This is a genomic window from Nostoc linckia z4 (assembly GCF_002608075.1).
GTDB lineage: Bacteria > Cyanobacteriota > Cyanobacteriia > Cyanobacteriales > Nostocaceae > Nostoc > Nostoc linckia.
Map to the genome: position 1 here is coordinate 289,774 of NZ_LAHA01000001.1, position 12,962 is coordinate 302,735.

Annotated in this window: 10 protein-coding genes; 7 read left to right on the forward strand and 3 right to left on the reverse strand. The window is 41.6% G+C overall.

All coding sequences use genetic code 11. From position 1 onward, the window contains the following. Positions 1–192 precede the first annotated feature (192 nt). Positions 193–360 (forward strand): hypothetical protein, encoded by a 168-nt coding sequence (locus VF06_RS40150; RefSeq protein ID WP_180267635.1) that lies wholly within the window; start codon positions 193–195, stop codon positions 358–360. 43 nt (positions 361–403) lie between these two features. Here the strand turns inward: VF06_RS40150 and VF06_RS40155 are convergent, their stop codons facing one another. Then, a complete protein-coding gene (locus VF06_RS40155) occupies positions 404–550 on the reverse strand; it encodes a hypothetical protein (protein WP_180267634.1) in 147 nt (48 codons plus the stop codon). A 165-nt stretch (positions 551–715) separates the two neighbouring features. Here VF06_RS40155 and VF06_RS01340 point away from each other — a divergent pair, with 165 nt between their 5' ends. Beyond that, positions 716–2,407: a serine/threonine-protein kinase gene (locus tag VF06_RS01340; protein WP_099071704.1), complete on the forward strand. Its 1,692-nt coding sequence runs from the start codon at positions 716–718 to the stop codon at positions 2,405–2,407. A 215-nt stretch (positions 2,408–2,622) separates the two neighbouring features. On the opposite strand, the gene VF06_RS01345 is transcribed toward VF06_RS01340, so the two are convergent. Further along, on the reverse strand, positions 2,623–4,989 hold the full coding sequence (locus VF06_RS01345; protein WP_099071703.1) for an ATP-binding cassette domain-containing protein: 2,367 nt from the start codon (positions 4,987–4,989) through the stop codon (positions 2,623–2,625). Positions 4,990–5,521: 532 nt separating this feature from the next. Between VF06_RS01345 and VF06_RS01350 the strand changes: the two genes are divergently transcribed. Then, positions 5,522–7,333 carry a serine/threonine-protein kinase gene (locus VF06_RS01350; RefSeq protein ID WP_099071702.1) on the forward strand — a complete coding sequence of 604 codons (1,812 nt, stop codon included), beginning with the start codon at positions 5,522–5,524 and terminating at the stop codon, positions 7,331–7,333. Between the two features lie 380 nt (positions 7,334–7,713). Beyond that, positions 7,714–7,932, forward strand: a complete 219-nt coding sequence (locus tag VF06_RS01355) for a hypothetical protein (protein WP_099071701.1) — start codon at positions 7,714–7,716, stop codon at positions 7,930–7,932. Positions 7,933–7,995: 63 nt separating this feature from the next. On the opposite strand, the gene ribD is transcribed toward VF06_RS01355, so the two are convergent. Beyond that, positions 7,996–9,207, reverse strand: coding sequence for a bifunctional diaminohydroxyphosphoribosylaminopyrimidine deaminase/5-amino-6-(5-phosphoribosylamino)uracil reductase RibD (gene ribD / locus VF06_RS01360; protein ID WP_099071700.1), 1,212 nt, complete (start codon positions 9,205–9,207; stop codon positions 7,996–7,998). A 342-nt stretch (positions 9,208–9,549) separates the two neighbouring features. On the opposite strand from ribD, the gene VF06_RS01365 reads away from it, so the two are divergent. The 3 genes from VF06_RS01365 to VF06_RS01375 all read left to right on the forward strand — a co-directional run bounded on the left by VF06_RS01365 (position 9,550) and on the right by VF06_RS01375 (position 12,842). Continuing rightward, positions 9,550–9,885, forward strand: coding sequence for a thioredoxin family protein (locus VF06_RS01365; protein ID WP_099071699.1), 336 nt, complete (start codon positions 9,550–9,552; stop codon positions 9,883–9,885). Between the two features lie 398 nt (positions 9,886–10,283). After that, on the forward strand, positions 10,284–11,522 hold the full coding sequence (locus tag VF06_RS01370) for an LL-diaminopimelate aminotransferase (RefSeq protein WP_099071698.1): 1,239 nt from the start codon (positions 10,284–10,286) through the stop codon (positions 11,520–11,522). 378 nt (positions 11,523–11,900) lie between these two features. Beyond that, positions 11,901–12,842, forward strand: coding sequence for an NF038130 family PEP-CTERM protein (locus VF06_RS01375; protein ID WP_244918233.1), 942 nt, complete (start codon positions 11,901–11,903; stop codon positions 12,840–12,842). Positions 12,843–12,962 lie beyond the last annotated feature (120 nt).

Below are 12,962 nucleotides of genomic sequence, written 5' to 3' on the forward strand. Positions count from 1 at the left end.
ATATCTAACGCTTTTGTTAATTCGTCTGTCACAATTCTTTTTCAAATTGCTATTAGCGTTGGATTTATAACTTTTATCAAAAAGTGCAAACCAAAATCAAATAAGTTTTATCATCTGTTAATTTCCTAACTAGATTGGCTGTTGCTATGTATAGAGCCAACAATTTACCTTTAATTATTGAGGGATAAAATCATGCAAGAAATTGAGAGATTCTTTAGTAACTTATTCAGTAGCATATTCAACCGCTTTAAATATTCTGCAATGGACGCTACTGAGCGAAAAGTCAAAGACACTATTAACCAACAGGTTGAACAGTATCAACAAAGATCCAAACCAAAGGATCGAGAAGACCGACAATAGAAATATCTTTTGCTGGGGGTGAACGAAATTTTGTGTGGGATTTCTAGCTAAGTATCCAAAAAATTACCCTCCACACTTCCCACACTTCCCACACTCCCCACACTCCCCACACTCCCCACACTCCCCACACCTTTTTTCGCTCACCCTTTTGCTGGTGAATTAAGGTATCACAACGGCGTGGCGATCGCACTTAAAAAAGCTCAAAATAGCAATATTTTCATGAATAACAGCATAGCGCTTGCCAACTTATTGAGTGGGAAGCGCTATTTTCTCATTTTTACAAAAAATATCCGATACAAACTAAAGTAGATAAAACAATACCACAAAACACCCTTATAGTTAGTAGTGTTAATTTATGCAAATACTGTTAAACGATCGCTATCGAGTGATTCGCACTTTAGGAAGCGGTGGGTTTGGTGAAACTTTCCTAGCGGAAGATACTCAAATGCCTTCTAACCGCCGTTGTGTAATTAAACAGCTAAGACCAATTCACAACAACCCGCAAATTTATCAATTAGTGCAAGAAAGATTCCAACGGGAAGCAGCAATTTTAGAAGATTTGGGTGGTACAAGTAACCAAATTCCTACTTTATATGCTTACTTTCAATCAGATGGACAATTTTACTTGGTTCAAGAGTGGATAGAAGGCGATACCTTAACAGCGAAAGTACAACAACAAGGCTTATTAAGTGAAAGCGCCGTTAGAGAAATATTAATAAATTTATTACCAGTACTAGAACAAGTACACAATCAGCGAATTGTCCATCGAGATATCAAACCAGATAATATTATTTTGCGTCATCGAGACCATAAAGCAGTGCTGATTGATTTCGGTGCTGTCCGCGAATCAATGGGAACAGTGGTGAATTCCCAAGGCTTACCGACCAGTTCCATTGTGATTGGTACGCCGGGATATATGCCAAGCGAACAAGCCGCAGGTAGACCACTTTATTCGAGTGATTTATACAGTTTGGGAATCACAGCAATTTATCTTCTTACGGGAAAACAACCACAAGAATTAGAAACAGATTCACGCACTGGAGAAATTATTTGGCACAGACATGCCTTGAGTATTAGTCCTACATTAGCAGGAGTGATAGATCGAGCGATCGCCTACCATCCACGCGATCGTTTTGCTACAGCCAGAGAAATGTTAGACGCTTTGCTATTTGGTTCAGCAGCACCAACAGTACCTTACAATCAACCGCCAGTAGCGCCAACTGTACCTTATAATCAACCACCAGTAACGCCAACTGTACCTTATAATCAACCGCCAGTAGCGCCAACAGTACCTTACAACCAACCACCAGTAGCCAACGTACAACCTCCTGCAACACAACAAAATACAGTTGCTGTTAGTCCAGGTTATAGTAGCCAACCTCCCAATCAAAATAGTAGCCAAAACAATGGACACAAAGGAATCCTTCTCGGTAGTTTAATTGCTGGTGGTTTAATTGGTGGTTCTATAGTTATTGGTTTTGCTCTCAATAAATCAAATCAACCAATAGCTGAATCTACACCTTCATCGGCTGAACTTTCAACAAATAGCAATAACAAACCAAGCGTCTCACCATCAGTAAATTCTCAAGATCCTGTCGATTCTCCAGTTGTACAACAAACTACACCATCAGTTCAAGAACCAGTTGATTCTCCAGTCGTGCAACAAACTACATCACCCGTTCAACAATTTAACTCCACACAACAACAAATTAATAGACCCTCAGCAGAAGAAGCAGTGGAAAATTATTACGAAACTATTAACAATGGTGAATATCAACAAGCCTGGAATCAGTTATCTCCCAGCTATCAAAATAATCAACGCCTCCATCCCAAAGGTTATCTTTCTTATATTGATTGGTGGGGAGGACAAGTAGAAAGCGTAGATGTTGAACAAGTGAGCTTAATAGAAAATAATTCAGAAACAGCTACGGTTAATGCTCAATTGAGATACTTTTTGAAAAACGGCAAACAATCACCTAGTTCTGTAAGTTTTTCGCTGTTATGGGATCAAGGAAATAGTAGATGGGTTATAACTGGTGCTAAATAAAATCACATTTGATAAAGAATTCAAAATTAATTACAAACAACTGGAAATCCCCAATATTAGCCAGTAAATTTTTTATTCTGAATTCTGACTCCTGAATTCTAACTCCAAACTCCTAACTCCTAACTCCTGAATTCTCAATTCTGACTCCTAACTCCTAACTCCTGACTCCTGAATTCTGACTCCTGAATTCTGACTCCTGACTCCTGAATTCTCCTTCAAAAAATATCTTTTCGCTTTTGCAAATAAAACGTTATTGCTAAATAAATAAATGCGTGCAAACATAGAATACTCCAATTTAAACTTAAATTAGACCATGTTGCTTCATAAACAGGCGTTGGTTCAAATGGTTGGGGAACTGTACTACCATCAGGTAATTTAATCGGTTCGGGAACCAATTGATTAAGATTAACTAAAGCACCGTAAGCTCCCACTGACCACCGACTGAGCATTAACCAAGATAGTTTACTAGCAATACCTTCCATTTTGAATAAAACACCAGAAAAGATAAATTGAGGAAGTAACAACAAAGGTAAAGCACTATTGGCTTGACTAGTATTTTTGACAAATGCTGACACCAATAAACCCAGACTGAAACTAGTTACAAGTGTCAAAAATGTAGTGATAATTAACCCCAATGACCAAGAAATTAATTCTGGTTCTGGTGATTTAAAAAAGAGAAAAATCACCGTTGCCATTAACAGAGTTTGTAATCCTGCTAAAATTGAGAGAATTGCCACTTTAGAAGTAAGATAAGCAAATAAACCCAAATTTACCAGCCGTTCCCGTAAATAAATTGCTGATTCTTTGACAATTTCTTGTAATGAACTAGAAAGTCCTACCCATAATGCAGCACAAGTAAAGACAAATAACACCCGCAAAGCTAAAGGTGCAAGAGTCGGATCTGGCTCTTCTCCTAATACTAAAGGGTCTTGATTGCGGATGGCAAATGTCATTAAACTAATACTGATTGGTGCTGTTAAAAGTGCTAAAGTCAAGTTGATGCGATCGCGCTTTTGAATTTGAAAGTAACGTTGGGTCAAAATCTTCAATTGTTCCCCAAAAGAAATGCCATGACTGTGATTATTAACAATATCTGATTCTCGTAATTGAGTACCAGAATTAAGACGATTTTCGATATAGCGGCGATAATCATCTGATTGTCGGAATTTGTTAGCTTGGTCGATGATGTTTTCTGGTTTTTCTAGCTGATTATAAATATCGGCAAAGTCATCTTTAACAGCAAAAAACCGTAAACATTCATCAGGAGGGCCAAAATAACATAGCTTTCCTCCTCTACCGAGAAAGACAACGCGATCGCACAATTTAATATTCGTCGTTGCATGAGTTACTAAAATAACCGTGCGTCCCTCATCGGCTAATTTGCGTAACAGCTGCATCATTTTTTTATCCAATCCAGGATCGAGTCCAGAAGTTGGTTCATCCAAGAAAAACAACTTCGGATCGGCTAGTAATTCCACCCCAATGCTTACCCGCTTGCGCTGTCCTCCACTTAGTTGAGACACCTTAGCATCCCGACGATGGGACATTTCTACATCTTGTAAAGTCTTTTCCACCACCTGAGTGACATTAATATCTGGTGGTAGTCGCAGCTTGGCGGCGTAGGTAAGAACTTCAGACACGGTGAGTTCTTGGTGAATAATATCGTCTTGGGGTACATAACCAATGTGGGTGCGGTACATGTTGAAATTGTTCCGCAAATTTTCACCATTTAAATAAACTACACCTTGGGTTGTTTGCTCTACTCCCAATAGCGTCCTCATCAAAGTTGACTTTCCAGCACCACTTCCCCCCACCAAGGCGACAAACTGTCCCGGTTCAATGGGTATAGAAATATCATCCAATCGCCGCTTGTCTCGATCTTGGATTACTAGATTGCAAGCATCCAAGCGAATTTTATTTCCGCGATCGAGTATTTGTAACTCATCGCCACGCAACACCAGTGTAAATGGGCCGATGCGAATTGTTGTTCCTGCTGACAATACAGCAGTACCATTGACTTTTTGCCCATTGACAAAAACACCATTGGTACTATAGTCCCGCAGAATATAACGCCCTTGAGCGTCCGTATCAATTGTGGCGTGACGGCGAGAAACAGTAGGGGCTTCTAGAGGTAAAGTAGCATTGACATCGCGACCGAGTAAAATCGACCGATTTTTCAGAGAAATTCTTTGTAATTGCTGCTTATTGTTCGTTGAAGTCTGGGTTTGATTATAGTATGTGAGTACTATTTGGTCTTGAGAGTTTTGACCGATGCGGATTTCCGTGCCGTTTTTCAGGCTATAGCCGGATTCTGGAGTGATGCGAGTCTCATTGATATAAAGCCCATTGGTACTAGGTTTTTCACCATTTCCGTCATAAATGCGATAGTCTTCGCCATCTTTACGTAAAAGGGCTTGATATCTGCCTACAAGTTGCCAATCTACAAGGACAACCAAATCGGCAAAAGCGCGATCGCGCCCTAATATGTGTTGTTGCTCCCTGAGTTCAAAGTATAAAATTATTCCTTTATTTTCTAGTTTTAAATAAGAATTTACACTTGTAATATTTTTGCCTACACTCATAAACTTAAGTTGATTTCAAAATGTTTAATTAATGATTTTCCAGAGCAGATGTACTAAAGCCACATCACCCGTTACCAACAAACACAAGGCAAGTCCCTATTTCCTTTTACACACTTCTTTGTCTCCTACACCCCCACATCCAATACGGATCGGATAAACAGTATGAACTTCCCTTGTGGTCTGGGAAAAAGTTAAGGGGTAAAAAATGTATTTGAAACCTTTCCCCTTTCCCCTTCCCCCTTTACCCTTTACCCTTTCCCCTTTCCCCTTTCCCCTTTACCCTTTCCCCTTTCCCCTTTCCCCTTTCCCCTTTCCCCTTTCCCCTTTCCCCTTCCCCCTTTACCCTTTCCCCTTCCCCCTTTCCCCTTTACCCTTTCCCCTTTACCCTTTACCCTTTACCCTTTAACCGAACTGTATTGCCCCCACACCCATGTTTCTTAAAAGAATATTGTCATGAGAAATAGCAGGTTAAGCCAAAAATAAGGAAAATATCTAAGGTACATTGATAAGAGGCGCACGCTGGTAAGTTTTCATGACAACAACGCTGCTAAACAATCGCTATCAAGTTATCCAGGTAATTGGTGCTGGTGGGTTTGGCGAAACTTTACTCGCAGAAGATACTCACATGCCTTCTCGGCGTCGCTGCGTAATTAAGCAACTCAAACCGATAACCAATAATGACCCCCAAACCTACCAAATAATCCAAGAACGGTTTAAAAGAGAAGCAGCAACCTTAGAGTATTTGGGTGAAAGTTGTAACCAAATTCCCAAACTTTATGCTTATTTTTCTGAGAATGGGCAATTTTACCTCGTCCAAGAATGGATTCACGGCCAAACTCTGACAAAAATTATTGAAGCCAAAGGATTTGAGAGTGAAACTGTTGTTCGAGAAATCCTGTTGAGTCTGCTGCCAGTTTTAGATTATGTCCACAGCAAAGGCATTATTCACCGGGATATCAAACCAGAAAACATCATTATCCGTTCTGTTGATGGCAAACCAGTATTGATTGATTTTGGTGCAGTCAAAGAAACCATTCGTTCCGTGGTGGCTACTCCAGGATACCCCACGCGATCGCTCGTTATTGGTACGCCTGGTTATATGCCTAGCGAACAAGCAGTTGGGCGTCCAGTTTATGCCACTGATATCTACAGCTTGGGTTTGACGGCTGTTTATCTGCTAACTGGCAAACACCCGCAAGAACTACAAACCGATTTGCAAACAGGCGAAATCCTTTGGCAGCAGCAAGCGCCTCACGTCTCTGCCCAATTGGCTGCGGTACTCAATCAGACAATTAAGCCTCATGCAGGCGATCGCTACAGTACTGCTAGTAAAATGTTATACGCCTTGCGGTCTTCTAGTGACATTTCTCCACAGCCACCAACAACTGCTAACACACTCAGCTTATCTCCCCCTCATACGTCAACTCGACAAACCCAGCCCTTATTTTCTCCCCCAAAAACTCCAATTACTCACGGATCTTCTCAGGCTGGAAACTGGCAAAAACCTGCTGTGATTTTTGGTAGTTTGCTCATAGGCGGCTTAATTGGTGCAGTTGCAATTTTTGGCATGACTCGCCAGCAACAGTTACAGACAAACATAGCCACCAGTCCTACTTCCTCTCCAGAATCTCAGCCAACTCCTACATTTACCAATCCACCCATTTCTTCCCGACCTTCTCCAGTGCCAGTAGTACCCACTCCACCACCACAACCACAAATAACTCCTGAAATACCAGCTTTTAATCCGCCAGTTGTATCCACGCCACAACCAGACAACGAACCTGTATTTACACAGACTCCAACACCACAGCCAGAACCAGAGAATCAAGTTCCGCTGTCCACACCAGAAGTACCTTCCACACCACAGAAAAAGCCCCTCAGCAAATTAGCTGCAACTGCCAGGAAACAACAAGTTCCCGCATTTCCCACAGGCACATCCAGAAATGTTGTCGAATCTGCCCTCGGCAAACCAACAAGAGATTTAAGGGGTGCTTGGGGTAATACCCGTGCTGTTGTTTACAAACTCGTACCAAACAAAATAGACCTTGGCTACTTATTCGATCGCAATTCTCAAGTCCTGCGTCAAACTGAGGTATCTTTTGCTGATACCGTAGAACCACAGCTAATGCAGTCTACTCTCAATCAACTCTTGAATGGGCAAGCCACTGAAGATATCAAACAGGGACTAAGACAGGTACAGCAAGGCCAGTCCGACAATTTTAGTTTCAAAAATGGTTCCGTTAAGGGCCAGATTATTCGCCAAGAATGTAATTTTATTTACATTAGTATTTGGGATGAAGATTTACATGATTTTGTAAATCCGTCTACAGGTAAAAAATGTTGATTTCCAATAAAATTTTTGTATCTCACAACACAGATACAGTATTCAACATCACAGTTAAAAACACCAGTTTTTTGAGCTAAAATCCGCACAATTTCAGTCTCCCCAAGCACAAAAACTAGATTTTTAAGATTAGTAAATTTGGCTTCGATATTTTGGAAATAAACTCATAAAATTCTATTTTTCCCATAGCTCATACCCCATGCCCAATAACCGATACCCGATGCTCCATACCCCTTTTCAATTCTGAATCATCATAAAGTTATAAATACCATTATTAAGTTTTTAATAATACTTGTCTCAGGTTCCACATTCATGTCGTAAATTGCGATCGAAATTGTGTAATCTGAAAACAGCTAAGCTAATGATTCTTTTGAGGTCTGATGACTCCTACAATTATGCGTCAGCTTTGGTCTGTGGTTGAAACCGCCCAAGCGAAGATCCTCTTACAACTTGATGATGCTAGCTTGGTGCAGTGGTTGGTGAAACAAACAGCAACGCAAATTTTGTTAAATTCCCACGAAACTGATTTTCTCAGCCACTACATTCAATCCCGGCTAGCACTCATACGTGATATTGCTCACGAACGTCAGTGTGGATAAAAGCAAAATCATTAAATTTAGAATTCAGAATTCAGAACTTAGAATTCAGAATTCAGACTTTTTTCAAGCTCGACTTGTTTGGGGAAAATAACCTTCCACTAAACAGTCTGAGCCTATTACCCGCCAACGAACGCGTTCCAAAGACAGTGCCTGAGTCATAGTAGTAAAACCTAAATCGCCGACGGGCGTGGGAGCAATGCTACCTCCAATGATTTTTGGGGCAATAAACGCTAAAACTTTTTGCACTGCTCCTTGAGCGATCGCACTCGCAGCTAAAGTACTACCACACTCCCACAACACACTACAAAAACCCCGTTCATATAAGTACGCCATTGCTCGATCTGGTGTAAGCGATGCCAGTTCCACTACCTCCACCCCTTGTTTAAACAACAGTTGTTGAAAATCAGGGTTAGCACCTTCCTCTGTCAACACTAAAGTAGGTGCATCCGCAGTTTGCCACAGATGGGCATTTTCCGGTAAGTTAAGACGGCGACTCATGACCACCCGCAAGGGATTATGTACCCCCACTTGATGGCTAGTTAAATAAGGATTATCCAGTCGTACTGTATTACCGCCAACAATTACAGCATCACAAGCCGCCCGCAACTGATGTACCTCAGTGCGCGAATCTTGACTTGTTACCCAAGCACTGTGACCAGAGGTAGTAGCAATTTTGCCATCTAAAGTCATGGCATATTTTAAAATTCCCAACGGTCGTTTGTAGAGAATGCGATGAACAAAACCTTCATTTAGCTGACGACAAGCCTCTTGTTCTACTCCCACCAGCACCTCAATCCCAGCAGCACGTAAGCGAGCAATACCTCCTCCAGCCACCAGTGGATTAGGATCGACCATACCCACCACCACCTTTGCCACCCCTGCTTTAACCAAGGCTTCCGAACAAGGGGGAGTGCGTCCGTAGTGATTGCAAGGTTCAAGACTGACATAGATTGTTGCGCCTTGGGCCCGAACTCCTGCTGCTTTCAAGGCAAACACTTCTGCATGAGGCTCACCTGCACGAGGATGAAATCCTTCCCCGACAATTTCGCCATCTTTAACAATCACTGCTCCCACTAGCGGATTTGGTGAAGTACGCCCCAAAGCACGGCGAGCAAGTTCCAAACACCGCTGCATCATGCGAGAGTCAAAGTCAGTTCCTACTTTTTCCTTCGGCGGTGAATCCCCATCGGTATTAGGCCGCATGAGAAATGTATTTTCCTGAGAGTAATTGGGTAGGGATGCATCCGCTTGAACGACCACTGGGAAATTATCCATAATTTTAGGCAACACTGTTAGTATTCTGCACACATGGGCGCAGACTCTTGGCAAGAGAATCGCGCTTTGCTCCTGATAATTAAACAGAGTTATATCCAGGCGCTATTTGGCTGTCTTAACTTGCATCAGCCTGTAATATTTACATTTCACTTTAGCTTGAATCTATAACAATTCTCATTTGAATGAGACACGCTCCTACAAAGATTTGTACTATTTTCTCGACACTAGGCAATAATTTGAGAATTTTAGGGTTATCTAAATCACAACTTCGGTGACTCAGGACTCAGTTTGGGATAGAGTATTGTGTGTGCCAACTTAGATCGCCACCTGATGGAGACTGCAATGAGTAAGGCTGTAATCACCGTAACTGATGCTGATTTTGAAACCCAAGTGTTAAAAGCCGAGCAGCCTGTATTAGTTTACTTTTGGGCTTCTTGGTGTGGGCCTTGTCAATTAATGTCGCCCATGATTAACTCAGCTGCCAGTGCTTATAGCGATCGCCTCAAAGTCGTTAAAATGGAAATTGACCCCAACCCACTCACAGTTAAACAGTACCAAGTGGAAGGAGTCCCCGCCCTCAGGCTAATTCAAGGAGAAAAACTACTAGAATCCACAGAGGGAGTTATCGGGAAAGAAAAATTACTCAGCCTTTTAGCCAAGCATTTAGATACTAATTAGTCATTAGTCAATAGTCATTGGTCATTAGTCCTTTGACTAATGACAAAGTATAAAGTCTCTTATCAAGTTTCCTCTGATAGGGTAAAAATTCGCCGTGTTACGCGAGCGTCTATTTTCCTATCTCCTATTATTACGAGGAAGCAAGCCAGTAAGGAAACTCCAAAAAATAAATTATTTCCGTTAAAGTGTTGACCGTTGACTGTTGACTGTTAACTGTGAACCGTCAACAGCGAACAGTCTTCTATGGAATAGTTTTTTAATTGGAAGTCCCTAACAACTCTCCATCAATAGATAGATACAGAACTTTGTAACAACAGACAAATAAATAATGACCAATGACCAATGACTAATGACTAATGACCAATGACCAATGACCAATGACCAATGACTAATGACCAATGACTAATATACAGTTTGCAAAACGTTTACAACCCCTACAATCCAATGTATTTGCGGATATGGATAGAGCCAAAGCACTTGCTTTGGCTGCTGGAGTCCAGCTAATTGATTTGTCTTTGGGGTCTTCTGATTTACCAGCCGAGGCACATGTTATTGAGGCCATCGCCCAATCTCTTCACGATCGCACTACCCACGGCTATCTATTATTTAATGGTACTCAAGGCTTTCGGGAAGCCGCAGCCAACTGGTACGAACAAAAATTTGGCATCAAAGTCGATCCGCAAACTGAGGTGCTACCCTTAATTGGTTCTCAAGAAGGTACCGCCCATTTACCCTTAGCATTGCTCAATCCTGGAGATTTTGCCCTGTTGCTCGATCCTGGTTACCCTTCCCATGCTGGAGGAGTCTATCTCGCAAGTGGGCAAATCTACTCAATGCCACTTAGGGAAGAAAACGGTTTTTTACCAGTGTTTGCTGATATTCCCGCCCCAGTCCTGGCTCAGTCCCGGATGATGGTGTTAAGTTATCCCCACAATCCCACAGCTGCCATCGCTCCTTTATCTTTCTTCCAAGAAGCTGTGGCCTTCTGTCAGCAACACAATCTCGCCTTGGTTCACGATTTCCCCTACGTGGATTTGGTATTTGAACAGACTGGCGACTGGGAGAAAAACCTTCCCAATCCAAAATCCAAAATCCAAAATCCAAAATCCCTAGTCCCTTCTATCTTGCAAGCCGATCCACAAAAAAGCATTTCAATTGAATTTTTTACCCTTTCTAAGTCCTACAATATGGGCGGCTTCCGTATTGGCTACGCCATTGGCAATGCCCAATTAATCAATGCGTTACGCCAAGTAAAAGCTGCTGTTGATTTTAACCAGTATCGGGGAATTTTAAATGGGGCGATCGCTGCCTTGACTGGCCCTCAAGCTGGGGTTAAAACTGCTGTTGCTACGTTCCAGCAGCGCCGTGATGCTTTCATTACTGCTTTACACCGCATTGGCTGGAATGTTCCCACTCCCCAGGCCACAATGTACATCTGGGCAAAGTTGCCTTCACCTTGGAGTCAAAACTCCATAGAATTTTGCACTCAGCTAGTCAAACAAACTGGTGTAGCTGCTTCTCCAGGTGCGGGTTTTGGTAAATCCGGCGAGGGATATGTCCGCTTTGCTTTGGTGCATGAGCCATCTTTGCTAGAAACTGCTGTGGAAAGAATGGCTAAGTTCTTAAATTCAAACTGAATGCTAAGCATTTTTTAGATGGGGTAGTACAGTTGTGCTGTGCTACCCAGTTTTTACGTATATATACTAAAATTAAAAGACAATTTTTTACGTATTTTATAACACGACAACTTTCTAGTCAATTAAGTAACTATACATAAGTTTTTAGAAAAATATTCGTCATCATTTTACCGATAATCAACACGAACTTCACCCAATCAAGTCTCTCTGTTTCTTAAACTGGGTTTGTATGTTCAGCTACCAGAAACGGCTAACAATACAATTGTGTTCCTAAGCAGCAGTATTGCCACAAAGCCTGTAGCCAAGACAGTCCAAGCCTAGAAATAGCAGTAGTTTAAACCTTAACTTCTAAACTGACGGAGACTTAAAAAAATGAAGATGACTTTTCAGAAACTTGTGATTGGTGCATCGATGGCTATTGGTGTGAGCGCTGTTGCCACTGTACCAGCACAAGCTGGGACGTTGACTGGCGCTACCATAGGCGGAACGGCAGCAAGTGACTATTTAATCTATGATGTATCGGGTAACAGTACTGTACTTGTACCAAATACTCAAACAAACGTCCAGAAAGTTCTGGATGGCTCTGCTGCAAACCCCACTGGAAATGTAGAACTACGAGCCACCACTGAGCAGTCTGGTTTTGATTTCAGCAAAAATACCACCTTGAGCGGACAAATTGGTGGTCAAAGTATTATCCTAAGCAGTCTGACAGCAACAGATTGGTTTAGTACTGGTTCAGGATTGAGTACAAGCTATGGCGCACAGAACTTTGCAAATACTTGGTTTAACCAATTTTATAATGCAGCTGGTCTAGCTGCTAATGAATCTGCAATTAAATCGGCACTGGGTCTACCAAGTTTTACCCCTAGCTCACTTCTACGCCAGCAAGCCTTTAACACATTTTTCAATATCAATGGTTTCCAACGCTCTAGCGACCCCAATATCTCTTACGTTAGCCAAAACGATACCACGGGCGAAATCAAAATTGGCTTAGCAGGTCACTACAATTTAAAAGAATACTATGCTCCTTTATTGGGAAACTTGGGTAATTTTCTCAAAAATGGATTCCAAGCCAGTGAAGTCGTGAAAGTTACGTACAATGGCAAGACCGATTTTCTGTATAGTTTCTCTGCTACCGCAAGTGGACTAACTAACAGTACAGGAATAGGCGCTGATGGCAAATCTCACAGTGGTAATTACGAAGTTAGCATTCAAGGTGTACCTCCCACAGCTGTTCCAGAACCATCAGTAATACTTGGTTTGCTGGGTGTTGCTGGTATTTTTACTACCCGACGCCAACAAAAAAAAGCATCTATTTAAGATAGTAAATGTAAGTTTACAAAATAATTAGGGAGCTATTAGCTCCCTTTTTTATGAATATTTCTTTATCAACAACATCTAGATTGTAGAAATGCGGTTTGATTCGCAGAACTACTCGTA